The sequence below is a fragment of the Xanthobacter autotrophicus genome (assembly GCF_005871085.1).
GTDB lineage: Bacteria > Pseudomonadota > Alphaproteobacteria > Rhizobiales > Xanthobacteraceae > Xanthobacter > Xanthobacter autotrophicus.
Genome location: NZ_VAUP01000031.1, coordinates 183,576 through 207,761, shown reverse-complemented (window position 1 = coordinate 207,761; position 24,186 = coordinate 183,576). Strand labels below are relative to the sequence as shown.

The following is a 24,186-nucleotide window of genomic DNA, read 5'->3' as shown; positions in this document are numbered from 1 at the left end:
GATGAGAGCAGGAGGGGGCCATGGCCCAGGTGCTGATCCGCAACATTCCCGACGAGACCCTCAACGTCTATCGGGAGCGAGCCAAGCGGAACGGGATCTCGCTGGAGCAGGAAATCCGCAACCTGCTGGAGAAGAACCGGCCCTACACGCCGGAGGAGCGGGTGGCGGTGTCGCGGTATTTCCGCTCACGCACCAAGCCCTCTCCCCCCTTGACCCTCGATGAGATCCGCGAAGGCAGCAAGTGAGCCGCTTCATCGTCGATGCCTCTATCGCGCTGAAATGGTTCTTCGATGAGGGCGACGAGGCGCAGGCCGAAGCCCTTGCCGCTTCCGGCGCCACCCTGCTGGCGCCGGTTCTGATCCAGACGGAAGTCGCGAACGCCCTGTGGAAGAAGGGCCGGACGGGAAGGGTGACGGTGACCGAGGCGATCAACATCTGCGCCCAGCTGCCTGCGTTCTTCGAGCGGCTCTTTCCGGTTGAGCCGCTGCTTCCCGAAGCTGTGGCGCTGTCGTTCCGGCTGGATCACCCCATCTACGACTGCATCTATCTCAGCCTTGCCCACGCTGCCGATTGCCCGCTCGTGACCGCCGATCGCCGACTGGTCCAGAAGATCAGGGGCGAAAGCGGCCTGCCGAACATCCTCCCCCTCGATCACTGGCGCCCCTGACATGTTCACGCTCACCGAAGACCAGATCGCCATCCGCGAGATGGCGCGGGATTTCGCGAACGCCGAGATCGCCCCTTTCGCCGTGGAGTGGGACGAGAAGAAGCACTTCCCGGTGGACACCCTGCGCGCCGCCGCCGCGCTGGGCATGGGCGGCATCTATGTGCAGGACGACGTGGGCGGCTCCGGCCTCTCGCGCCTCGACGCGGCGCTGATCTTCGAGGCGCTGGCCACCGGCTGCCCCGGCACGGCGGCCTTTCTCTCCATCCACAACATGGCCACCTGGATGATCGACCGCTTCGGCGACGACGACCAGCGCAATTCGTGGGTGCCCCGCCTCACGACCATGGAACATATCGCCTCCTACTGCCTCACCGAGCCGGGCGCGGGATCGGACGCCGCCGCCCTGAAGACCAAGGCGGTGCGCGACGGCGATTACTATGTGGTCGATGGCCAGAAGCAGTTCATCTCGGGGGCGGGGGCCTCCGACATCTATGTGGTGATGGTGCGCACCGGCGGGGAAGGCCCCAAGGGCATCTCCACCCTGGTGATCGAGGCGGGCACCCCCGGCCTCTCCTTCGGCGCCAACGAGAAGAAGATGGGCTGGAACGTGCAGCCCACCCGCGCCGTCATCTTCGAGGGCGTGCGCGTGCCGGTTGCGAACCGCCTCGGCGCCGAGGGTGACGGCTTCAAGATCGCCATGGCCGGCCTCGACGGCGGGCGGCTGAACATCGGCGCCTGCTCGCTCGGCGGGGCGCAGGCGGCCCTCGACAAGACGCTCGCCTACATGCGCGAGCGCAAGGCGTTCGGCCAAAGGCTCGACGCCTTCCAGGCGCTGCAATTCCGCCTCGCCGACATGGCCACGGAGCTGGAGGTGGCGCGCACCTTCCTGTGGCGCGCGGCGGCGGCCCTCGACGCCAAGACGCCGGACGCGACAAAGCTCTGCGCCATGGCCAAGCGCTTCGCCACCGACGCCGGGTTCAATGTCGCCAACGAGGCGCTCCAGCTCCACGGCGGCTACGGCTATCTCGCCGATTACGGGGTGGAGAAGATCGTGCGCGACCTTCGGGTCCACCAGATCCTGGAAGGCACCAACGAGATCATGCGGCTCATCATCTCCCGCGCGCTGATCGCGCAGGGGAATTGAGCGGGGCGGGAGGGTGCTGCCGGCCGTGGGCAGGTAATTCAGACCGGAAGCACCGGTCCGCCCCCTCTCCCGCGTGCGGGGGAGGGCTAGGGAGGGGGCAGCCCCTTCCCGGAGACATCACGTCAGGTGGATGGGCAGCAGCCCCCACCCTGCCCTCCCCCGCAAGCGGGAGAGGGTTTGCGCGGCTCCCGGCCCCAGGTCGTGGGTACGAAGATTGAGGCCGGAAGAACCGGCCGGCTCCCTCTCCCGCGTGCGGGGGAGGGCTGGGGAGGGGGCAGGCCCCCTGCAGCATCGGGGAGGAAACACATGACCACCATCGCATTCATCGGCCTCGGCAACATGGGCGGGCCCATGGCGGGCAATCTGGTGAAGGCCGGCCATAGCGTGCTGGGCTTCGACCTCGCCCCGGCGGCGCTGGAGGGGGCGAAGGCGCGGGGCGTGGCGCTGGCAGACAGCGCCAAGGCGGCCGTGGCCGCATCGGACGTGGTGATCACCATGCTGCCCTCGGGCAAGCATGTGGTCGCCGCCACCACCGGCGCCGATGGCCTGTTCGCGGCCGCCAGGCCCGGCACCCTGTTCATCGATTCGTCCACCATCGACGTGGCCTCCGCCCGCGCCTTCCATGAGGCGGCCAAGGCGGCGGGCCATGCCAGCGTGGATGCGCCCGTCTCTGGCGGCGTGGGCGGGGCGGAAGCGGGCACCCTCACCTTCATGGTCGGCGGCACCGACGAGGCCTTCGGCGCGGCAAAGCCCCTGCTGGAGCTGATGGGCAAGAAGATCGTGCATTGCGGCGGCGCGGGCGCGGGTCAGGCGGCGAAGATCTGCAACAACATGATCCTCGGCATTTCCATGATCGCGGTCTCGGAAGCCTTCGTGCTGGGCGAGAAGCTCGGCCTGTCCCACCAGGCGCTCTACGATGTCGCCTCCACCTCGTCGGGTCAGTGCTGGTCGCTCACCACCTATTGCCCGGTGCCGGGGCCGGTGCCCACCAGCCCGGCCAATCGCGACTATGTGCCGGGCTTCGCGGCGGCGCTGATGTTGAAGGATCTGAAGCTGTCGCAGGATGCCGCCGGGACCTCGGGCGCGGCCACGGCGCTGGGCGCGGCGGCCACCGCCCTCTACACCGCCTTCGCGGCGGAGGGGAACGAGGGCAAGGACTTCTCCGGCATCGTGGAGTGGATCCGCACCCGCGCCGACGAGACCTGATCGGCCACTTCTTCCCGTCTTCGGCTCCCGGTCTTCGACCAGGGCCGAGCGGGTCCGCTCATGCGCCGCGCGGGCTTAAGGCGCGCGCGGGCAAGCTTCGCGCGTAAAAGCGTTGTCGTGCGAAGTGGCTCCCGGTTCGCGTGAAGAAAACGCATCAGCACAAGGCTCTAGAACGATTTCCGCAAGCCAGGGCGAGCGGAAAACGTTCGAGCCGCGTTCCGCCGCCTCACCCCCGCGCGGCGCGGCGCGGGGCTTCCTCGTCCTCGGCGGGGCCTTCGAACACGGCCACCAGCGCCCGGCGGATGGTGGACTGGCGCGCCGCCCCGGTGATCTTCGCGCCCATGAGGTCGGTGACGTAGAACACGTCCACCGCCCGCTCACCGAAGGTCGCCACATGGGCCGAGGCGATGTTGAGGTTCAGCCGCGACAAGGTGTTGGTGAGGGCGAACAGCAGGCCCGGCCGGTCGAGGCCGGACACCTCCACCACCGTGTGGCGGTTGGACCAGGCGTTGTTCACCGTCACCTCGGGCTCCACTGTAAAGGTGCGGCGGCCCTTGGGGATCTTGCGGGCCATTACCTCCGGCAGGCGCACCTCGCCGGTGAGGGCCTGCTCCACCGCCTCCTGGATGCGGCCGGCGCGGCGCAGTTCGTCCTCGTCGCGATCGAAAGCGCGACGCAGGGCGATGGTGTCCAGCGCCAGCCCGTCGGTGGTGGTGGAGATGTGGGCATCCACGATGTTCGCCCCCGCCGCTGCGCACGCGCCCGCGATGATGGACAACAGCTTGGGATGGTCCGGCGCCACCACGGTGAGGGTGGTGATGCCGCGCCCGGCCTCCAGCGTCGCATGGGTGGCGATGGAGCGGCCGGCGGTTTCCGCCTCGTCGATGAAGCGGGCGTGGCGCAGCTTGGTGTCGAGGTCCACCCGCAGCCAGTAGGGCGGATAATGGCGGGCGACGTAGGCGGCCACCTTCTCATCCGACCAGTCGGCGAGGGAGGCGCGGAACTGGGATTGGGCGGCAGACACGCGCTTGCCCCGGTCCACTTCCGAGAAGCCGCCGGTGAGCACCGGCTCGGTCTCGTAATAGAGCGTCTTCAAAAGCTGGGCCTTCCAGCCGTTCCAGGTGCCCGGCCCCACCGCCTTGATGTCGGCGGTGGTGAGGATGGTGAGCAGCTTCATGCGTTCCAGGTTCTGCACCACGGACGCGAAGTTCTCGATGGTCTTGCGGTCGGACAGGTCGCGGGACTGGGCCACCTGCGACATGACGAGGTGCTGCTCCACCAGCCACACCACGGTCTCGGTCTCCACCGGCGACAGGCCCAGGCGCGGGCAGATGCGCCGGGCGATACGCGCCCCCGCCACCGAATGGTCTTCCGGCCGGCCCTTGGCGATGTCGTGCAGCAGCAACGCCACGTAGAGCAGGTTGCGGTTCTTCACCGTGCCCATGAGGTCGTTGGCGAGCCCGTTCTCCGGATTCACCTTGCGCTCGATCTCCGACAAAACGCCGATGCAGCGCAGCAGGTGCTCGTCCACCGTATAGTGGTGGTACATGTTGAACTGCATCATGGCGACGATCTTGCCGAACTCCGGCAGGAAGCGGCCGAGCACGCCCACCTCGTTCATGCGCCGCAGCACGGTCTCCGGCGCGTTCTTGGAGGTGACGATCTCCAGGAACAGCCGGTTGGCTTCCGGATTCTCGCGCACGCCCGCATCGATCAGCGCGAGGGAGCGAGCGGCGAGCTGGGTGGCGTCGGGATGGAGCGCGAGGTTGCGCTTGTCCGCCACCTGGAAGATGCGGATGAGGTTGACCGGGTCCCGCTTGAAGGCCTGATCGTCGATGACGTTCAGCCGGTCATGGTCGAGGATGAAGTCCGGGGTTTCCTTCAGGGTGATGCGGCGCGAGCCGGCGCGGAAGCGCTCCACCATGCCCTTCAGGCCCGGCACCGGCTTGTCGTGGCGCGCCTCCAGCGCGGCGGACAGGATGGCGGTGAGGTCGCCTACATCCTTCGCCACGAGGAAATAATGCTTCATGAAGCGTTCCACGTCGCGCTGGCCGGGGTGCTCGGTATAGCCGAGGCGCTGGGCCATCTCCCGCTGCACGTCGAACGAGAGCCGATCCTCGGCGCGGCCGGTGAGGAAGTGGAGGTGGCACCGCACCGACCACAGGAAGTCCTCGCACTTGGTGAAGAGGCGTGCCTCCTCGCGGGTGAACACGCCCTTCTGCACCAATTCGTCGGTGGTCTGCACCCGGTAGACGTATTTGGCGATCCAGAACAGGGTGTGCAGGTCGCGCAGGCCGCCCTTGCTCTCCTTCACGTTCGGCTCGACCAGATAGCGCGACTGGCCGGACCGGCGCAGCCGCTCCTCTCGCTCGGCCATCTTGGCGGCGACGAACTCGGCGCCGGTGCCCTCCACCACTTCCTTGTCGAAGCGTTTCTCCAGGTCCTCGAACAGGCCCTTGTCGCCGACGATGTAGCGCGCCTCCAGGATGGAGGTGCGGATGGTGAAGTCGGCGCGGGCCTGCCGCAGGCACTCCTCCACCGAGCGGGTGGCGTGGCCCACCTTCAGGCCGAGATCCCACAGCATGTAGAGCATGGCCTCGGCCACGCTCTCGCCCCAGGCGGTCTGCTTGTAGGGGAGGAGGAACAGGATGTCGGTGTCGGAGCCGGGCGCCATCATGCCCCGGCCGTAGCCGCCCACCGCCGCCACCGCCATGCGCTCGGAGCGGGAGGGATTGTCGGCCGGATAGAGGAAGCTGGTCGCCACCTCGTGGGCACAGGCGATCACCGCGTCCTGAAGGGCGGAGAGGCGCATGGAGCAGCAGCGCCCGCAGCCGTCCTCCCTCAGCTGGCGCTCGGCCTCGGCGCGGCCGTCGTGAAGCGCCTTCTTGAGGCGGGCGACCACGGCATTGCGCAGGTCGAGGTCGCGGCCCTTGTGGGCGGCGGCAATCTCGCGGGCCTCGACCCGGAGCTTGGTGCCTTCGAACGGTTCGCCGATGACGCGATGGGCTTTGAGAGTGCGGACGATGGGCATGCTCGGCGATCTGAAGGCAGCAAGAGTGACGTCAACTTATACCTTTAGCGCAAACCCATCCGCCCCGCGAGGGGGCCGTGGGCTGGGATGGATGCGAAGCGCCGCAAGCGTGGGGGGGCACAGTGCGTGAGGTGATGAAAACGCATCCTTCCGTGGAACCGTCGCCCCTCTCCCCCGCAAGCGGCGGAAGGTTCACAGCGTGCGACGGGGTGAAACCCCTCATCCCCGCCGCCGCACTGCCCATCAAAGGGCCTATCTTGCCGCCGATCATGGAGGCTGACGCTTGGAGATGATGATGCGCGGTGCAAGGCGGGGAACGCTGCTGGCCGGTCTGCTGGCGAGTCTTGCGGCGAACCTGGCCATGGGCGCCGGCGGGGCTTCGGCCGCCCAGGTCGGGGTTCCCCTCGGCATTCCCGCCCGCCCGGCCCCGCTCGCCCCGGCGGCGCCCGTGGTGCGGCCGGCACCGAAGCCGGTGCCGCTGGCACGTCCAGCGGTCCGCCCCCTCACGCCGCCCACCATGGCGCCTCTGAAGCCGGTGGGCGCGCCCGCCGGGACCGGGCGTCTGCCGCCACCCCCGCCAGCTGCGGCCCCCGGCCCGGTGACTCAACCGCCGCCGCTGCCGCCGCTCTCCTCCACCACCCCCTTGAGCACCCCCTCCACCACCCCCTTGAGCGCCCCTGCAACCGCGCCGTTCCGGCCGGCCGCGCCCCCGGTGCCCTTGACGAACCAAGGGCCTTTGACGAACCAAGGGCCTTTGACGAACCAAGTGCCGCCGGTAATCCTCCGCGCGCCCACGCAGAGCTGGGGCCCCGGTGGCCCGGTGGCCAATGGCGGGGCACTGGGCATGCTGCAGCCGGGCATGGCGGCAGGGCTCGTCGGCCCGCCCCCGGCCAACGGCATGTGCTGGTACTACCGCACGCCGGACCGGCGCACCGGCTTCTGGGACCGGTGCCGCTAGGCCCCCCCGGGCCGTCCTTAACGGGTCCTTATGCCGCTGCCGTTAGGGTGCCTTCCGCTGCGCTGCGCTTCCGCCCCATTTTGATGCTGCAAGGGACGTTGCAAGGGGTACGGCTCCCGCTGTGCGGCGGACGGGAGCACGGCCTCGGTCGCTGACCGATGCCGCACGCGAAGTGGGCACGCTCAGGCGCCGCGCGGGCTTGACCCACGGCCCATGGGCGAAGCGCACGGGCAAAGCTCACGGGCATGGGTCTCAAGCCACAGGATCATTCATGACGGCACGCGGACGAGGCGAGGGTATGAGGCGGGAACCGGTGCTGGAACGCCCCGAGAGCCTGTTCGACATCCGTCTCGACGCCCGCGACCGCTCCGCCCCGCCGCCGGTGGACCCGCCCCGCCGGGCCACCCGCGCCAAGGCCGCCCCCGAACCGAAACCCGCTCCCGCCGAGCCCCGCCGCGGCCGGGCCGATCCGCCCCGGAAGACCAAGCCGGCACGGCGCCGGCGGCGCGGGTCGCTGGTGTTCGGGCTAATCAAGTGGGGCCTCATCCTCGGCGTGTGGGCGGTGCTGGCGCTGGCCGGCGTCATCGCGTGGGAGGCCTCCAAGCTGCCACCCATGCAGACGCTGATGATCCCCAAGCGTCCGCCCACGGTGACCGTGCAGGCCGCCGACGGCAAGACGCTCGCCACCCGTGGTGACATGGGCGGCGTCGCCGTGCCCATCGGCGAACTGCCGCCCTATCTGCCCAAGGCGTTCGTGGCCATCGAGGACCAGCGCTTCTTCAGCCATTTCGGCCTCGATCCCGAGGGCCTTGCCCGCGCGCTGGTGACCAACCTCACCTCGCGGCGGCTGCGCCAGGGCGGCTCGACGCTCACCCAGCAGCTCGCCAAGAACCTGTTCCTGACCCAGGAGCGCACCGCCTCCCGCAAGATCCAGGAACTGGTGCTGGCCCTATGGCTGGAGCACAAGTTCACCAAGGCGGAGATCCTCGACCTCTATCTCAACCGGGTCTATTTCGGCGCCGGCGCCTATGGGGTGGAGGCCGCCGCCCAGCGCTATTTCGGCAAGTCCGCCCGGCAGGTGACGCTGGCGGAAGCGGCCATGCTGGCCGGCCTCGTCAATTCCCCCTCCCGCCTTGCCCCCACCCGCAACCTGAAGGGCGCGCAGGCGCGCGCCGGGCTGGTGCTCAACGCCATGCGCCAGCAGGGCCTGATCACCCCGGAGATGGCGAGCACGGCTTTGGCCCGCCCGGCCCAATTGGCTCGCGCCGGCATGCCGGACAGTTCGGGCTATGTGGCCGACTGGGTCATGGACCAGCTGGAGTCCTTCGTGGGCGAGGAACTGCCCGGCGACGTCACCGTGCGCACCACGGTGGATTCCGGCCTCCAGCAGGCGGCGGAAAAGGCGCTGGAGGACACGCTGGCCAAATCCGGCGCCAAGTTCGGCGTCGGCCAGGGCGCGCTGGTGGTGCTCGACACCGATGGAGGGGTGAAGGCTCTCATCGGCGGCCGCAATTATGCCGACAGCCAGTACAACCGGGCAGTGACCGCGCGCCGGCAGCCCGGCTCCGCCTTCAAGCCTTTCATCTATCTCACCGCCATCGAGCACGGCCTCACCCCCGAGACGGTGCGCGAGGACGGCCCCATCCAGCTCAAGGGCTGGCGGCCGGAAAATTCCACCCACGAATATCGCGGCCCGGTGACGCTGACACAGGCCCTCGCCCTGTCGCTGAACACGGTCTCGGTGCGCCTCACGCTGGAGGTCGGCCCCAAGGCGGTGGTGGCCACGGCCAAGCGGCTGGGCATCGCCTCGCCGCTCGATCCCAACCCGTCCATCGCGCTCGGCACCTCGGAAGTCTCGGTGCTGGAACTGGCCGGCGCCTATGTGCCGTTCGCCACCGGCGGCATCGGCGTCATCCCCCACGTCATCGACGTGGTGAAGGGCGCCGACGGCAAGGTGCTGTACCAGCGCAACATCTCCGGTCCCGGCCGGGTCATGGACCCGGCCTATGCGGCCATGATGAACCACATGATGATGGAGACGCTGTCGAGCGGCACCGCCCGGCGCGCCGACCTTCCCGGCTGGGAGGCGGCGGGCAAGACTGGCACATCGCAGGATTATCGCGACGCCTGGTTCGTGGGCTACACCGCCCGCTACGTCACCGCCGTGTGGCTCGGCAACGACGATTCATCCCCCACCAGGAAGGCGTCCGGCGCCAACCTCCCGGTGGAGATCTGGAGCCGGGTGATGAAGACCGCGCACCAGGGCGTACCGGTAGCCGAGTTGCCGGGGGGGCTGCGCTCCTACGGCTTCGGCGGCGCCGGCTATGGCGCGCCGGGGGGCAGCCTGCTGCCGCCGGAGAGCCTGCCGGATGATCGCCCGCCCGCCGTGGTGGGCCAGATGCCGCCGCCGCCCCAACAGGAACAGCCCATGACCATCGACCGCTGGTTCGCCGAGACCTTCCTGGGCGCCAAGCGGCAGTAATGCCAACGGCTCCGGTCTTCGACCGGTGCCGAGAGGGCGACGCTCAGGCGCCGCGCGGGCTTCACACCAAGCGCTTGCGCCGGGCGCATTGCTCCCCGATAACGCCCTCATGACCGATACCGCTTCCGACGCGACCGACCCCTTCCTGGAAACCGGCCGCCTGCTGTTCGCCGGCGACTGGCAGTTCGTCACGGCCGCCCCCACCGTGGAGGTGCTGCCGCCCATGGTCGGCATGGAGATCGCCCTCGCCGGCCGCTCCAACGTGGGCAAGTCCTCCCTCGTCAACGCGCTCACCGGCCGCAAGGCGCTGGCGCGCACCTCGGTGACGCCGGGGCGCACGCAGGAGCTGATCTTCTTCCGGGTCGGGCCTGAACTGTCGCTGGTGGACATGCCCGGCTACGGCTTCGCCAAGGCGCCGAAGGAGAAGGTGGAGGCCTGGACCCACACCATCAAGGCCTATCTGCGCGGCCGGGTGAACCTGGCCCGCGTGTTCGTGCTCATCGACAGCCGCCACGGCATCAAGCCGGTGGACGAGGAGATCCTCGACCTGCTGGACAAGGCGGCGGTGTCCTACGCCATCATCCTCACCAAGTCCGACCAGGTGAAGCCCACCGCTTTGCCGCACGTGATCGCGGGGGTTCAGGAGAAGATCAAGCGGCGGCCGGCGGCCTATCCGGTGGTGTTCCCCACCTCCAGCCAGACCGGTGCCGGCTTCCCCGAGCTGCGCGCGGCGGTGGCCCGCCTGCTCCACGAGCAGGGGTAGGGTTCAGGGCAGGTTCGAGGGGAGCGCCCTCGCCCCGCACCGGCCGGCCCCCTCTCCCGCTTGCGGGGGAGGGTTGGGGTGGGGGCAATACGCTGGGGCAAGACACCGGCGGGCGGGATGGCGGAGACGGTCTGCCCCCTCCCTGCCCTCCCCCGCACGCGGGGGAGGGTTCGCCGGCGGCCTCAATCTTAAACCGTGCCGGACGCCCGGCACTGGCGTCACGCCACCAGGTCGCGCTTCTCCGCCACGGTGGAATCGGCCGCCAGCTTGTAGATGATGGGCACGCCGGTGTTCAGCTCGCGCTTCATGATGCCCTCGGGAGAGAGCTTCTCAAGCGTCATGATGAGCGCCCGCAGCGAATTGCCGTGGGCGGCCACCAGCGTCACCTGGCCGCGCAACACGCACGGCAGGATCTCCTGCACATAATAGGGCAGCGTGCGGGCCACCGTGTCGCGCAGGCTCTCGCCGCCGGGCGGGGCGATGTCATAGGAACGGCGCCAGATGTGAACCTGGTCCTCGCCCCACTTGGCGCGGGCGTCGTCCTTGTTCAGGCCGGCGAGGTCGCCGTAGTCCCGCTCGTTCAGGGCCACGTTGCGGGTGGTGGGCACGCCCTCCTGCCCCATCTCGCCGAGGATGAGGCCCAGCGTCTTCTGGGCGCGGGTGAGATCGGAAGTGAAGGCCACGTCGAACTTCAGCCCCTCGGCCTTCAGCAGCGCGCCGGCGCGCTTGGCCTCGGAGATGCCCTGCTCGGTGAGGTCCGGGTCGCGCCACCCGGTGAACAGGTTCTTCAGGTTCCACTCGCTCTGCCCGTGACGGACGAGGACGAGGATGCGGTCGGACATGGAAAGCTCCTGGGTAGTCTCCGGGCGTGGCTCCCGGCTTTAGGAAATCTGCGGATGGGAAATCGGTAGTCGGAAATCGGCGGTCGGAAACCGGCGCTCAGAAATCGCCGAGGCCGAGCACGTCGGCCATGGAATAGAGGCCCGGCTCGCGGCCCTTCAGCCAGCGCGCCGCCGTCAGCGCGCCGCGGGCGAAGATCATGCGGTCCTCGGCCTTGTGCACCAGCTCGATGCGTTCGGCCTGGCCGGCGAAGATCACCATATGCTCGCCCACCACCGAGCCGCCGCGCAGGCTGGCAAAGCCGATGGCGCCGGGCTTGCGCGCGCCGGTGACGCCGTCGCGGCCGCGCTCGGAGCACTCGTCGAGATGGCGCCCGCGGCCCTGGGCGGCAGCCTCGCCCAGCAGCAGCGCCGTGCCGGAGGGCGCATCCACCTTCTTGTTGTGATGCATCTCCACGATCTCGATGTCGAAGCTGTCGTCCAGCGTCGCCGCCACCCGGCGGGTGAGGGCGGCCAGCAGGTTGACCCCGAGGCTCATGTTGCCGGACTTCATGATGGGCGTGCGACGGGCGGCGGCGGCGATGGCCGCATTGTCCTCGTTGGAGAAGCCGGTGGTGCCGATGACATGGGCGATGCCCGCCCCCGCCAACGTCTCCGCCAGCCGCACCGAGGCCGAGGGGCTGGAGAAATCCACCACCACGTCGGCACCGTTGAGGGTGGGCGCCACGTCGCTTTCCACGGTCACGCCGTTGGGCGTCAGGCCGCTCATGGCCCCGGCGTCCTCACCGAGATAGGACGAGCCGGAATATTCCAGCGCGCCAACGAGCGTGAGGCCCTCCGTCTCCGAGATGGCCCGGATCAGAGCGCGGCCCATGCGGCCGCCGGCGCCGGAGATGACGATGCGCAGTTCAGACACGGTCCTGGTCCTTCGCTGGTGGCCCGACCGTGACCGGCGGACCACATCTCGTTGACCGCTTGGCCGGGCGGAGCGTTCCGGCGCGCGCGGGAGGTGGCGGGTCGGGCGCGCCGTCAGGCCGGCGGCGCCTCGCGCCCGGTAAAGCCGGAGATGATGAGCAGGTCCGCCACCGAGGCGGACTGGCGGATGGCCAGCGCCCGCTGGTAGCCCGGCGAGAAATAGCAGGCCCGCGCCGTCTCCATGTCGCGGAAGGCGATCACCACATAGCGCGAGCGCCCGCGGCCATCCAGCAGTTGGTGCCGGCCGCCGCGCACCAGGAACCAGGCGCCATATTCGGCGAACGGCTCCGCATTGGCGGCCACATAATCCTTGTAGCGCTCGGGATCGGTGACATCGACCTTGGCCATCCAGTAGCCGCGCGGCTTGTCCGGCGTGCCCTCGGGCGGGGGCGCCGCCGACGGCTGGGGCCCCTCATAGCCCTCCACCGCCGCAAGGTCGGCAATGGCCGTGGCCCGTCGCAGGGCCTTCACCGGCTGATATTCGGGGATCTCGTAGGTGGAAACCGCCACCTCGAAGGAGGGCAGTTCCACCAGCACGTTGCGGTGGCGCTTGATGCCTTCCAGATGCTCGAAATCGCCGCCGCGCACGATGAAGGGCAGATGGTGCTCCGCCGCGAAACGGGCGTTGGCTTCCCGGTAGGTGATGTAGTCCACCGGGTTGACCACGTCGAGATTGAGGAACCAGTAGCCCTTCGCCATCGCCCCGCCTCCTGTTGCCCCGGCTGTCCCTGACCCGTGCCCTCGGGTGTCCCTTGCCTCACGCGCCATGCTTCAGACACCCTGCTTCAGGGGCAGGGGTGTCAGGCGCCCGCCAGTTCCGCGAGGATGGCCTCCGCCGCCGCCACCGGATCCGCCGCGGCCGTCACCGGCCGGCCCACCACGATGCGGTCGGCGCCGGCGGCAATGGCCTGCGCCGGGGTGGCGACGCGCTTCTGGTCGCCCACGTCCGCCCCCTTGGGCCGCACCCCGGGCGTCACCACCCGGCCATCTGGCCCGAGGATGGCGCGCACCATGGCTGCATCGGTGGGCGCGCAGATGACCCCGGCAATCCCCGCCTCCCGCGCCTGCCCGGCCCGGAGGCGGACGGTGTCGGTCACCCCCATGCGATAACCGGCGATGGCGAGGTCCGTGTCGTCATAGGAGGTGAGCACCGTCACCCCCAGCACTTCGAGCGGGCTGCCCTTGGCGCCCCGCGCCGCGGCGGCCATGGTCTGGGGATAAGCGTGGACGGTGAGGATGTGCACCCCCCGCTCCGCCGCCGCCGCCGTCGCCCGCTCCACCGTATTGCCGATGTCGTGCAGCTTGAGGTCGAGGAACACCTTCTTGCCGGCGCCGATGAGGTCGGCGGCAAGGTCGAGCCCCCCCGCGATGGAGAGTTCGAGGCCGATCTTGTAGAAGGTCACGATGTCGCCGAGCTGCCAGACCAGGGCCTCGGCTGCGCTCACGTTGGGATAGTCGAGCGCCACGATCATGCGGTCGCGGACTTTCGCATCGACAAGGCTCATGGGCCCTCCTCCGGAGCGCATGCTGGCGCAGCGCCCTGTTCCCGTGCGCCGGCTGGCGCTGTGCTCTCTCGACCGGCACCAGCCTGGGCCGGGCCGTCCTGTCCGGCGTGGACCTGCGCCGCGCCCTCTTCCATCGTGCGCCAGCGGTCCGGGCGCTGTCCCGCGCCGGCGCGGAACCAGCAGCCGCCACCCACCGGCGGCTGGTCGTGGAGCCGGGAGATGGGGTAGCCCGCCAGATGGCACAGAAGCAAGGTGCCGACCCCGCCATGGCCCACAAACAGAACTGGAACCTGCCGATGTTCTTGAAGTTCGGCGAGGGTTCGGCTGATGGCGGCGACGATGCGGGCCTGAGCGTCCTGCGCCCGTTCCCAACCGGCCACACTCTCGCGCGGGCGGGCGAAGAAGGCATCGGCCATCTCCTGGAACTGCGCTTCCGGCAGATAACCCGTTGCGGAGCGGTCGTTTTCCTCCATCCCCTCGCGCACCTCGACCGGCACGCCCAGGGTGGCGGCCAGGAGGCTTGCGGTCTCCTGCGCCTTCACCTCGGTGGAGGACACAATGCGCCGGTAGGGGGAGAGATCAGTGCATGCGGCAAAGGCGCGCGTGCGCGCCCGCCCAACCTCGGACAGGCCCCAGCGGGGCACCGGAACGGCCGGGTCCACCATGACCTGAGGGTGGGTCAGGTAAAGGAAATCCGTCACTTATGACCCCGGCGGTGTGGCCGTCCGGGCGCCGGACGGCGCCAGCGGCGCGGAAGCCTCAGGGCCGGCGATAGGCCCAGACACGGGCGGGGGGAATATTTCTCCACACCCGCGGCGAACGCTCGCCCTCGATGGCGCCGGGCACCAGCGGCACCGGCGAAACCACCGCATAAGTGAACTGCACGAACGGCGAGCCGGGGTTGGACATGTCGAACGCCTCGTTCACCATGCGGTGCCGCTCGGTCTCCGGCATCGTGAAGAGCGGCAGCGACGAAATGGTGCCCACCGCCTTGCCGGGCAAGCGGCCCGTCAACGTCTTGGCGAGAGTGTAGGCGTCGCCATTGATCACCGTGACACCGGGATAGCGCAGGCGCAGCAGCGCGCAGAATTCCGGATTGTACTCGATGAGGAACAGGCGCTCGGGCGCGAAGCCGCGCTGAATCAAGGCCTTGGTCACAGGGCCCGTACCTGGGCCAAGCTCGATGACCGGGCCGTCCTGCTTCGGGTCGAGGTAGCCTGCCATCATCTTGGCCAGAGCCGGGCTGGACGGCGCCACAGCGCCAGTCTTGAGCGGATTCTGGAACCACGACTGCAGAAAGCGGACCTCGTCCTTGAGATTCGGCTTCGGAAGCAAGGGCTTTTGAAGCGGCCTGCGCTGGTCGTGGGAGTGAAGCATCAACGGCACCTCGGGCGCCCGAGAGAACTCGGATATCAGGCGCTTAGACGGGAAAGCAGGCGGGGTCAAGGTTCGTGCCACCGGCAGGGACGCGCGCCGACCAGCGTCAACCCCACGCTGATCGGACAATGCGGTCTCCAACCATGGTCCAGCCACCGATCTACCGCTCGGGCAGGTTCAGCCCAGTCGGCTCCGGCGCCAGTATCCCATTGAGGAGACTGTCGAGGGCGGTGGCGAGAAGGTCCTCTTCAGGTGGCGAAAGAAAGGCAGAGCAGGTCAGCTTCAAGCTGACCGTGCCATGCAACAGGATCCAGAAGGTCAACGCGAGCCCGCCCAAATCCTGTCCCGGCCTCAGTCGGCCGGCGTTTCCCAAGGCCTCGAAGGCGCCGGCGAGCAGTTGAAATGCCGCAGCTCCCGCTTCGTCCTTGCCGCCGAGGGCACTGGCGGCAAAGCCGGGCTCCATGAAGATCAGACGGTAGGTCTCCGGCTCGATTCGGGCAAAGCCCACATAAGCGAGGGCCAGTGCCCGCAACCGCTCTACCGGATCCTCGGCGGCGGCAGCCTCGGTCAGCGCCGCCAGCAGGCCCTGCATGCCGCTTTCGCCCAGCTCTCGAGCGATGGCATCGCGATTTTCGAAATGAAGATAGAGCGCGGCCGCCGAATAGCCGGCGGCTTCTGCGATGCGGCGCATCGTCAACGCCTCGAAGCCATTTTCCAGCACGATGCGCCGCGCCTCTTCCAGGATGCGGGCGCGGGCGTCTTCCTTGCGGCGGGTGCGGGGCGCAGACGGCAAACGGTGGTCTCCGGGATTGACATGAACATCGTTCAGTTTATGAACTATATTCAATGAACGCTGTTCAGGAGCACTCTAATGCCCGTCGTCGCCGCCTTGCAAGCCACCCCCCGCATCGGTCTCGTGGGCGCCACCGGCCCCGTGGGCGCCAGCATCGCCACGGCACTTGCCAACGCCGGCGCACCCTTTGCCTGCATCGGCCGCTCCGCCCCGGGCCTTGCCCGCGCCTTCGCCGCCCGGCCGGAAGCCGAGCTGCGGACCTGGAACCCCGACGGCCCCGCCAGTATCCGGGGCGCGTTCCGGGGTCTTGAAACCCTCGTCTACATGGTGGGAGTGCCCTACGACGCCTTCCATCTTCACCCCCAGCTCATGGCACGCACCATCGAGGCCGCGGCGGCGGAGGGAGTGTCGCGCCTAATGCTCATCGGCACCGCCTATCCGTTCGGACGGCCGCAGGCGGCGCTGGTGGATGAAAACCACCCGCGCGCTCCCCACACCTTCAAGGGCCAGATGCGCAAGGCGCAGGAAGACGTGCTGATGGAGGCGGACGCCGCCGGCACGATCCGCGCGACCATCCTGCGCCTGCCGGATTTCTACGGGCCGGGGGTCGAGCGCAGCTTTCTGTCAGACATCTTCGCCGCAATGGCCGAGGGACGGCGGGCCAAGGTGATCGGCCCCATCGACGGGCCGCACCAGTTCGTCTTCGTGCCGGACGTGGGGCCGGTGGTGCGGGATCTGATCGCGCGGGAGGAAGCGTTCGGCCGCACCTTCAACCTGGGCGGTGCGGGCACCATCAGCGTGCGGGAGGTGGCGGAGCGCGCTTTCCGTCTGGTGAGTGCCAAGTCCGACGCCAAGCCGCGGCTGATGGTGGCGAACAAGACCATGCTGCGCCTCGCCGGCCTGTTCGACCCGGTGATGCGCGAACTGGTGGAGATGAATTATTTGATGACCACGCCGGTCATCATGGACGACAGCGCCCTCGAAGGCCTCATCGGCCCCCTGGCAAAGACGTCCTATGCCGACGGCATCGCCCAGACCATGGCGGCGGCGACTGCCGCGCTGCTCGCGCGCACCCGCCGGCAGGCCGCCTGAAGGCAGCCCCGCCGGTCCCGCGCGGGAAGGCCTCAGGCCCCCTCGCCGGCGGCGCCCTGGAAGAACTCCTTCACCTTGGCGAAGAAGCCAGTGGATTCGGGATGGGTCTCGCCGGAGCTGTCCTTGTCGAACTCGGCGAGCAGTTCCTTCTGCCGCTTGGTGAGCTTCTGCGGCGTCTCCACGACCACTTGGACATACATGTCGCCGTGGTTGCGCGCCCGCATGATGGGCATGCCCTTGCCGGAGAGGCGGAAACGCTTCTGCGACTGGGTGCCCTCGGGGATTTTCACCTTGCTCTTGTCGCCGTCGATGGTGGGAACCTCCACTGCGCCGCCCAGCGCCGCCGTCACCATGGAGATGGGCACCCGGCAATAGAGGTCCGCGCCCTCGCGCTGGAAGAAGGGGTGGGGCTCGATGGAGAGGAAAATGTAGAGGTCGCCCGCCGCCCCGCCGCGCACTCCCGCCTCGCCCTCGCCGCCGAGGCGGATGCGGGTGCCGTCCTCGACACCGGCGGGGATCTGCACCGAGAGGGTGCGCTCGCGCGTTACCCGGCCGGCACCGCCGCAGTCGGAGCAGGGGTCCTCGATGACGCTGCCCCGGCCCTGGCAGTTCGGACAGGTGCGCTCCAAAGTGAAGAAACCCTGGGCGTGGCGGATCTTGCCGGCGCCGCCGCACATGCGGCAGGGCTTGGGCTGGGTCCCGGGCTTGGCGCCGGTACCCGAGCAGGTCTCGCACGACACTGAGGTGGGGATCTTGATCTGCGCGGTCTTGCCGGAGAACGCCTCCTCCAGCGTGATTTCCATATTGTAGCGCAGGTCCGCCCCGCGCCCGCGCTGCTGGCCGCCACCGCCGCGGCTGCGGTTCATGGCGCCGCCAAACAGATCGTCGAAGATGTCGGCGAAGGAGGACGCGAAATCATTGCCGAAGCCGGGACCGCCCCCGCCGCCATTCTCGAAGGCGGCATGGCCGAAGCGGTCGTAGGCGGCGCGCTTCTGGGGGTCTTTGAGGACCTCGTAAGCCTCGTTGACCTCCTTGAACATCACCTCCGCTTCGCCATTGCCCTGGTTGCGGTCGGGATGCCACTTCATGGCGAGCTTGCGATAGGAAGCCTTGAGCACCGTGTCGTCGGCGCCGCGGTCGCAGCCGAGGGTTTCGTAATAATCGCGCTTGGCCATGCTCAATCTTCACCTGCCGCAATCGGCCTGCCCTGCCGTCCGGCCCGAAGGCTTGGCGGGCAGTCTTCGCATTCTGAACAGATCATCACTGCCGGCCTTGGCCGACAATCCACGCATCGTGGCCAGGAACGCGCTTTTGCACGTTGCTCCGGCGGATCTGCGTGGATGCCCGGGACAAGCCCGGGCATGACGTTGAAAACCTGATGCCCGAGCCCTCTTTCAAAAGAGGGCTGACGGCGGGCGCAAACGCCCGCCGTATTGGATCACGCCGACTTCTTCTTGTCGTCGTCGACCTCGGTAAACTCGGCGTCCACCACGTCGTCCGCCGGCTTGGAGGTGCCCTCGGCACCCGGCTGCTGGGCCGCATACATGGCCTCGCCGAGCTTGAGGGAGGCCTGGGCCAGGGTGTTGGTCTTGGCCGTGATGGCCTCCACGTCGTCGCCTTCCAGCGTCGACTTGAGGTCCGCCAGGGCTGCCTCGATGGCCCCCTTCTCCACCGCGCCGACCTTGTCGCCATGCTCGGCGACGGCCTTCTCCGTGGAGTGGACGAGGGCTTCCGCGTGGTTCTTGGCTTCCACCAGGGCCCGACGCTTCTTGTCCTCGGCCGCATGGGCCTCGGCGTCCTTCACCATCTTCTCGATGTCGACCTCATTCAGGCCTCCCGAGGCCTGGATACGGATCTGCTGCTCCTTGCCGGTGCCCTTGTCCTTGGCGGAGACCTGCACGATGCCGTTGGCGTCGATGTCGAAGGTCACCTCCACCTGCGGCACGCCGCGGGGCGCGGGCGGGATGCCCATGAGGTCGAACTGGCCGAGGATCTTGTTGTCCGCCGCCATCTCGCGCTCGCCCTGGAACACGCGGATGGTCACCGCAGTCTGGCCGTCCTCGGCGGTGGAGAAGGTCTGGCTCTTCTTGGTCGGGATGGTGGTGTTGCGGTCGATGAGGCGGGTGAACACGCCGCCCAAGGTCTCGATGCCCAGCGACAGCGGGGTCACGTCGAGCAGCAGCACGTCCTTCACGTCGCCCTGGAGCACGCCGGCCTGGACCGCGGCGCCGATGGCGACCACTTCGTCCGGGTTGACGCCCTTGTGGGGCTCCTTGCCGAAGAACTGCTTCACCACTTCCTGCACCTTGGGCATGCGGGTCATGCCGCCGACGAGGACCACCTCGTCGATCTGCCCGGCGGTGAGGCCGGCATCCTTGAGCGCGAGCCGGCAGGGTTCCACCGTGCGCTGGATGAGGTCATCCACCAGCGCCTCGAACTTGGCGCGGGTGAGCTTCAGGGTGAGGTGCTTTGGGCCCGTGGCATCGGCGGTGATGAAAGGCAGGTTGATCTCGGTCTGGGTCGCGCTCGACAGCTCGATCTTCGCCTTCTCGGCGGCCTCCTTGAGGCGCTGGAGGGCCAGCTTGTCGTTGCGCAGGTCGATGCCCTGCTCCTTCTTGAACTCGTCCGCCAGATACGTGACGAGACGCATGTCGAAGTCTTCACCGCCGAGGAAGGTGTCGCCGTTGGTGGACTTCACCTCGAACACGCCGTCGCCGATCTCCAGCACCGACACGTCGAAGGTGCCGCCGCCGAGGTCGTACACCGCGATGGTGCCGGCCGACTTCTTGTCGAGGCCATAGGCGAGCGCCGCCGCCGTGGGCTCGTTGATGATGCGCAGCACCTCAAGGCCGGCGATGCGGCCGGCGTCCTTGGTGGCTTGGCGCTGGGCGTCGTTGAAGTAGGCCGGGACGGTGATGACCGCCTTCTCGACCTTCTCGCCCAGGAACGACTCGGCCGTCTCCTTCATCTTCTGCAGGACGAAGGCGGAGATCTGCGAGGGGGAATATTTCTTGCCGTCCGCTTCCACCCAGGCGTCGCCATTGTCGGCGCGCACGATGGAGTAGGGGACGAGATGCTTGTCCTTCTCGACGGTCGGGTCGTCGTAGCGGCGGCCGATGAGGCGCTTCACCGCGAAGAAGGTGCGCTCGGGATTGGTGACGCTCTGGCGCTTGGCGGGCTGGCCGACGAGACGCTCGCCGTCCTCCGTGAAGGCGACGATGGACGGCGTGGTGCGCGCGCCTTCAGCGTTCTCGATGACTTTCGGGGTGGACCCCTCCATCACCGCGACGCAGGAATTGGTGGTGCCGAGGTCGATACCGATGATCTTGGCCATATGGTTTTCTCCTTGTCGGCAGGCCGACCGGGCCCTTTCGGCACCCGCGGGGGATGGCCGCAGGCCCCTCCCGCAACCGATCCGCCGGCCCCCTGAACTTTCGAATTGGGGTTCGTCGCGACAACGACGATCGAGGCGGATATAGGGGGGGTGTTTTGGCGCCGCAAGGCGTGCCGGTTCGCGGCCCGGTCCTTTTTCACGTCCGCGCGAGCCCGCGCGTCATCGCAAAGGACCCTCCCGATGCCCGCCCCCTCCCTGGTCCCGCCCGCAACCGCCACCAGGGCACGCACCGCGCTCGTGGCGGTCGACCTGCAGGTGGACTTCCTGCCCGGCGGTCGCCTGGCGGTACCGGGCGGGCACGAGGTGGTGCCCCTCGCCAATGCCGTGGCGCGGCATTTCCCAAATGTGGTGCTGACTCAGGACTGGCACCCGCCGGGCCACATCTCGTTCGCCTCGAGCCACCTGGGCAAGGCGCCGTTCGACGAGATCGACCTGCCCTATGGGCGGCAGATCCTGTGGCCTGACCATTGCGTGCAGGACAGCGAGGGCGCCCGCCTGTCCGCCGCGCTGGATATTCCCCACGCCCAGCTGATCATCCGCAAGGGGCACCACCGCACCATCGACAGCTATTCCACCTTCTACGAGGCGGACCGCACCACGCCCACCGGCCTCTCCGGATACCTGCGGGACCGGGGGGTCGATACGGTGTATCTCCTCGGGCTGGCCACGGATTTCTGCGTGTCCTGGTCGGCCGTGGACGCCGCCCGGCATGGCTTCACCACCTACGTGATCGAGGATGCCTGCCGGGCGCTGGACGTGGACGGCTCCCTGGCCAAGGCTTACGCCGACATGGCCGCCGCCGGGGTGCGACGGGTGCGGCTGGCCGATGTGATCGCGTGAACGTGGCGGCCTGAGCCGCCCGCCGGCTCACTCGTCAAAAGCGGTCATCAGGCCCAGCGGCGCGCCCGTCGCGTCGGCAACGATGGCGATGCGGCCGACACCCTCGATGTCGAACGGCGGCCGGACCACCTGTCCGCCCTTGGCTTCAAGCAGGGCAACGCGCGCGTCCACATCGTCCACGCTGATGTAGCCGAACCAGTGGGGCGGGACGTAGGGCGGCACGATGTCGGTTTTATCCATGAGGCCGGCCACCGGTTCCTCGCCCAGCATGGCGACGTAATAGACCCGACCGCCCTCCATGGGCATTTCGCTGAAGGTCCAGCCGAGCACGGCGCTGTAGAAGGCCTTGGCCTTTTCCACGTCGTCGGTCATCAGCTCGTTCCAATAGAACTTCGCGTGCGGTGCCATGGCCTCTCCTGCCTGATGGGCGAGCGCCGGCACCATGCCCGAATGGACCGGCCACGGCCAGCGATCCGGATAAATTGCCGACCCGGTACCCCCGGACGTGGGAAACCGGACGTGGGATAGCCGGACGTGGGACGCCCGGACCTGCGGCCCCCCCTCCCCCCGCCGCGGGAAAGGGGGCCTGGGTCATGCGACCATCGCGCTCATTCGATGATCAGGATGATGCGGCGGGTGCGGGGCTCCACCACCGCCGCCTCGGCCCCCGGCAGCACCACGTAACGGTAGCCGGAGAGGTCGGCGCCATTTCCATAGCCGCTGCCATAGGCCCCACCATAGAGTTCACCGGGATAGACGGGGCTGTTGTAGTCAGCCACGTCATAGCCACCCCGGTCGGGATAGGCGACCCCCGGATCGCCCTGGCCATAATAGACTTGGCCATAATAGCCGGGGCCGTAATAGCCTTGACCATAGGTGGCATAGCGCTGCGCGGGCGCTACCGCGAAGCGCTGGAGCGGGATACCTGCCGGCAACACCGCTCCCACAGAGGCGACAAAGCCCCCGGGGATCGGAGCCGGCGGCACCGGGTGACGCACCACATAAGCCTCGATGTATTCCCGCTGCGTCGGCGAGATATATCCGCCGGGCCCCACCACGACGGCCTGGGCCGACGCCGCGGACACTCCAGCGATCAAAATCGCGATGCTGATGCCGAAGGAATGGCGAACGCTCACGCGACGACACTGACGACTCTTGAGGCGGGGATTCATGGCGACTCTCCTGTCGACCCCAGCGACCCGAAGACATCATGCCGCGCCTTTTTGTTCCGACTTAGCTTAAATGTGATATGTAACATATGGTTACTTCCGCATTAAAGCCGTGGTCACGCCAAGGGAAAGCCTCCATCCAATACCGCTATTTTCTTTGAAACGCCGGCATCGGAGCGTCTGGACACATGACGGGACCTCACGATTCCATGCCAGCCCCTCTGCCAGCTCATCTGGAGGTCGCCCCCGGCGCCCTGTGGTTTCGCGAGGCGCTCGACCGAGAGGCGCAGGCCGCCCTGCTCGCTGACATCCGTGCCGTGCTGGAGGAAGCGCCCCTGTTCACGCCCGCCATGCCGCGGACCGGCAAGCCGTTTTCCGTCCGCATGAGCAATTGCGGGCCGCTCGGCTGGGTCTCGGACGCTGCCGGATATCGCTACCAGCCATTCCACCCCAACACGCGCGCGCCCTGGCCCGCCATGCCACCGGCGCTGGCGGCCCTGTGGACCACCTATGCGGCCGTCCCGGCGCCGCCCGAGGCCTGCCTGATCAATTATTACGGGCCGGACGCCCGCATGAGCCTGCACCAGGACCGCGACGAAGCCGACTTTACCGCTCCGGTGCTCGCCCTCTCGCTGGGGGACACCGCCCTGTTCCGCATCGGCGGCGAGACGCGGGGCGGCGCGACCCGCTCGATCCGTCTCGCCTCGGGCGACATCTTCCTGTTGTCCGGGCCGAGCCGGCTCGCCTTCCACGGCATCGACCGGATCCTACCGGGCACCTCCACGCTCCTGGCGGAGGGCGGGCGCTTCAACCTCACGCTGCGGCGCGTCAATCCGGCTACCTGAAGCGCTGTATCTGTGGCAGAGGCCCACAGAAAAGCCCGATTGTCGCCCGAAACAGGCCTTTCGATCCGAGACCGGGGGGAGCGGAGGCCCTGCCGCCGGATCCCTCATCCCCCGCCGGAGCCCTCCATGCGCCTGCTCTTGTCCGCCGCCGTCCTCGCGTTCACCCTCGTCGCGGCGCCGCTGTCTTCGGCCTTTGCCGCCGACCCCATGTTCCCCCGCGGCTCGGCCATCGGCCTCGTCCCGCCGCCGGGCATGGTGGAAGGGCAGGCCTTCGCGGGGTTCGAGGATCGCGCCCACAGCGCCTCCCTGCTCATCGTGGACATGCCGCCGGACGCCTACGATCAGATCGACGCCGGCTTCACCGATGCGGCGCTGGCCGGCAAGGGCATTACCCTGGACAAACGCGAGGCCTTCCCCCTCAAGAACGCCAAGGCCGTGCTGTTCACCGGCACCCAGACGGCGGGCCCCGTCTCCCTGCGCAAATGGGTGCTGCTGGTTGGCACCGACCAGCTCACCGGCCTTCTCACCCTGCAGGTGCCCGAGAGCGAGGCCGCCGCCTACCCCGACGCCACCGTGCGCGCCGCCCTGGCCACGGTCGCGATCCGCTCGGTGCCCGATCAGGTGGCCGCTCTGCCCTTCGCCGCAACCAACCTCGCCGGCTTCCGCCCAGTGCGAACGCTCGCCGGCACCACCCTCATCCTCACCGACGGGCCGAAAGACGTGCAGGAGGGTGTGGACCAGCCTTTGTTCGTAGTCACCGTGGGGGGAGGCGCCCCGCGTGAGGACGAGCGCCGCCAGTTCGCGCTTCGCCTCCTCTCCAGCCTGCCCGGCGTGAAGGATCTGAAGCTGGAGCGCGCCGAGCCGCAGCGCATTTCCGGCCAGACCGGCTTCGAGGTGATGGCCACCGGCGTCGACGTGAAGACCGGCACCCCGGTGAAGCTGGTGCAATGGATCCGCTTCGGACCCTCCGCCTATATCCGCATGGTGGGCGTGACCCGGCTCGACGCCTTCCCGGACACCTACGACCGCCTGCGGGCGCTGCGCGACGGCGTGGAGCCGCGCTGAGGGCGGCGTTGCGCTTTTCCCCGGCGCGGGATTAACTCCCG

General features: G+C 68.7%; 23 protein-coding genes. 11 read left to right on the top strand and 12 right to left on the bottom strand.

Annotated elements, in window-relative coordinates; translation table 11 throughout:
- Window positions 1-20: 20 nt before the first annotated feature.
- The 4 genes from FBQ73_RS14960 (at window position 21) to mmsB (ending at window position 3,017) form a co-directional block, all read left to right on the top strand.
- On the top strand, window positions 21-245 hold the full coding sequence (locus FBQ73_RS14960) for a FitA-like ribbon-helix-helix domain-containing protein (RefSeq protein ID WP_138400290.1): 225 nt from the start codon (window positions 21-23) through the stop codon (window positions 243-245).
- Window positions 242-667, top strand: coding sequence for a type II toxin-antitoxin system VapC family toxin (locus FBQ73_RS14955; RefSeq protein WP_138400289.1), 426 nt, complete (start codon window positions 242-244; stop codon window positions 665-667). Before FBQ73_RS14960 ends, FBQ73_RS14955 begins: the two co-directional genes overlap by 4 nt.
- 1 nt (window position 668) lies before the next feature.
- Window positions 669-1,811, top strand: coding sequence for an isobutyryl-CoA dehydrogenase (locus tag FBQ73_RS14950; RefSeq protein WP_138400288.1), 1,143 nt, complete (start codon window positions 669-671; stop codon window positions 1,809-1,811).
- 306 nt (window positions 1,812-2,117) lie between these two features.
- On the top strand, window positions 2,118-3,017 hold the full coding sequence (gene mmsB, locus FBQ73_RS14945; RefSeq protein WP_138400287.1) for a 3-hydroxyisobutyrate dehydrogenase: 900 nt from the start codon (window positions 2,118-2,120) through the stop codon (window positions 3,015-3,017).
- Window positions 3,018-3,243: 226 nt separating this feature from the next.
- Here the strand turns inward: mmsB and FBQ73_RS14940 are convergent, their stop codons facing one another.
- Window positions 3,244-6,048, bottom strand: a complete 2,805-nt coding sequence (locus tag FBQ73_RS14940) for a [protein-PII] uridylyltransferase (protein WP_138400286.1) — start codon at window positions 6,046-6,048, stop codon at window positions 3,244-3,246.
- Between the two features lie 295 nt (window positions 6,049-6,343).
- On the opposite strand from FBQ73_RS14940, the gene FBQ73_RS22815 reads away from it, so the two are divergent.
- From FBQ73_RS22815 to yihA, 3 genes are all read left to right on the top strand, one after another.
- Entirely contained in the window at window positions 6,344-7,006 is a 663-nt protein-coding gene (locus FBQ73_RS22815; RefSeq protein ID WP_170218916.1) for a hypothetical protein, read from the top strand.
- Window positions 7,007-7,277: 271 nt separating this feature from the next.
- A complete protein-coding gene (locus FBQ73_RS14930; RefSeq protein ID WP_138400284.1) occupies window positions 7,278-9,488 on the top strand; it encodes a transglycosylase domain-containing protein in 2,211 nt (736 codons plus the stop codon).
- Between the two features lie 109 nt (window positions 9,489-9,597).
- Window positions 9,598-10,251, top strand: coding sequence for a ribosome biogenesis GTP-binding protein YihA/YsxC (yihA, locus tag FBQ73_RS14925; protein ID WP_138400283.1), 654 nt, complete (start codon window positions 9,598-9,600; stop codon window positions 10,249-10,251).
- Window positions 10,252-10,469: 218 nt separating this feature from the next.
- Here the strand turns inward: yihA and FBQ73_RS14920 are convergent, their stop codons facing one another.
- The 7 genes from FBQ73_RS14920 to FBQ73_RS14890 all read right to left on the bottom strand — a co-directional run bounded on the left by FBQ73_RS14920 (window position 10,470) and on the right by FBQ73_RS14890 (window position 15,740).
- Window positions 10,470-11,093 carry a 2,3-bisphosphoglycerate-dependent phosphoglycerate mutase gene (locus FBQ73_RS14920; protein ID WP_138400282.1) on the bottom strand — a complete coding sequence of 208 codons (624 nt, stop codon included), beginning with the start codon at window positions 11,091-11,093 and terminating at the stop codon, window positions 10,470-10,472.
- Window positions 11,094-11,190: 97 nt separating this feature from the next.
- A complete protein-coding gene (gene dapB / locus FBQ73_RS14915; RefSeq protein WP_138400281.1) occupies window positions 11,191-12,006 on the bottom strand; it encodes a 4-hydroxy-tetrahydrodipicolinate reductase in 816 nt (271 codons plus the stop codon).
- Between the two features lie 113 nt (window positions 12,007-12,119).
- Window positions 12,120-12,764, bottom strand: a complete 645-nt coding sequence (locus tag FBQ73_RS23470) for a DUF1330 domain-containing protein (RefSeq protein WP_170218915.1) — start codon at window positions 12,762-12,764, stop codon at window positions 12,120-12,122.
- 101 nt (window positions 12,765-12,865) lie between these two features.
- Entirely contained in the window at window positions 12,866-13,570 is a 705-nt protein-coding gene (gene pyrF, locus FBQ73_RS14905; protein ID WP_138400279.1) for an orotidine-5'-phosphate decarboxylase, read from the bottom strand.
- Window positions 13,567-14,271, bottom strand: coding sequence for a histidine phosphatase family protein (locus FBQ73_RS14900; protein WP_138400278.1), 705 nt, complete (start codon window positions 14,269-14,271; stop codon window positions 13,567-13,569). Before FBQ73_RS14900 ends, pyrF begins: the two co-directional genes overlap by 4 nt.
- A 58-nt stretch (window positions 14,272-14,329) precedes the next feature.
- Window positions 14,330-14,947 carry a class I SAM-dependent methyltransferase gene (locus FBQ73_RS14895; protein ID WP_210236788.1) on the bottom strand — a complete coding sequence of 206 codons (618 nt, stop codon included), beginning with the start codon at window positions 14,945-14,947 and terminating at the stop codon, window positions 14,330-14,332.
- A gap of 160 nt (window positions 14,948-15,107) precedes the next feature.
- On the bottom strand, window positions 15,108-15,740 hold the full coding sequence (locus tag FBQ73_RS14890; protein WP_281278814.1) for a TetR/AcrR family transcriptional regulator: 633 nt from the start codon (window positions 15,738-15,740) through the stop codon (window positions 15,108-15,110).
- Window positions 15,741-15,818: 78 nt separating this feature from the next.
- Between FBQ73_RS14890 and FBQ73_RS14885 the strand changes: the two genes are divergently transcribed.
- Window positions 15,819-16,832 carry an NAD-dependent epimerase/dehydratase family protein gene (locus FBQ73_RS14885; protein ID WP_210236786.1) on the top strand — a complete coding sequence of 338 codons (1,014 nt, stop codon included), beginning with the start codon at window positions 15,819-15,821 and terminating at the stop codon, window positions 16,830-16,832.
- Between the two features lie 32 nt (window positions 16,833-16,864).
- Here FBQ73_RS14885 and dnaJ read toward each other — a convergent pair whose 3' ends face one another.
- Entirely contained in the window at window positions 16,865-18,007 is a 1,143-nt protein-coding gene (gene dnaJ / locus FBQ73_RS14880; protein WP_138400277.1) for a molecular chaperone DnaJ, read from the bottom strand.
- A gap of 263 nt (window positions 18,008-18,270) precedes the next feature.
- Window positions 18,271-20,166, bottom strand: coding sequence for a molecular chaperone DnaK (gene dnaK, locus FBQ73_RS14875; protein ID WP_138400276.1), 1,896 nt, complete (start codon window positions 20,164-20,166; stop codon window positions 18,271-18,273).
- A 240-nt stretch (window positions 20,167-20,406) separates the two neighbouring features.
- Between dnaK and pncA the strand changes: the two genes are divergently transcribed.
- Window positions 20,407-21,066 carry a bifunctional nicotinamidase/pyrazinamidase gene (gene pncA, locus FBQ73_RS14870; RefSeq protein WP_138400275.1) on the top strand — a complete coding sequence of 220 codons (660 nt, stop codon included), beginning with the start codon at window positions 20,407-20,409 and terminating at the stop codon, window positions 21,064-21,066.
- A gap of 27 nt (window positions 21,067-21,093) precedes the next feature.
- Here pncA and FBQ73_RS14865 read toward each other — a convergent pair whose 3' ends face one another.
- Together FBQ73_RS14865 and FBQ73_RS14860 are read right to left on the bottom strand one after the other, a co-directional pair.
- A complete protein-coding gene (locus tag FBQ73_RS14865) occupies window positions 21,094-21,474 on the bottom strand; it encodes a VOC family protein (protein ID WP_138400274.1) in 381 nt (126 codons plus the stop codon).
- Between the two features lie 200 nt (window positions 21,475-21,674).
- Window positions 21,675-22,151, bottom strand: a complete 477-nt coding sequence (locus FBQ73_RS14860; protein WP_138400273.1) for a hypothetical protein — start codon at window positions 22,149-22,151, stop codon at window positions 21,675-21,677.
- A gap of 272 nt (window positions 22,152-22,423) precedes the next feature.
- Between FBQ73_RS14860 and FBQ73_RS14855 the strand changes: the two genes are divergently transcribed.
- Both FBQ73_RS14855 and FBQ73_RS14850 read left to right on the top strand, forming a co-directional pair.
- On the top strand, window positions 22,424-23,080 hold the full coding sequence (locus tag FBQ73_RS14855) for an alpha-ketoglutarate-dependent dioxygenase AlkB family protein (protein ID WP_246089718.1): 657 nt from the start codon (window positions 22,424-22,426) through the stop codon (window positions 23,078-23,080).
- 126 nt (window positions 23,081-23,206) lie between these two features.
- Entirely contained in the window at window positions 23,207-24,145 is a 939-nt protein-coding gene (locus FBQ73_RS14850) for a hypothetical protein (RefSeq protein ID WP_138400272.1), read from the top strand.
- The last annotated feature ends 41 nt before the right edge of the window (window positions 24,146-24,186 follow it).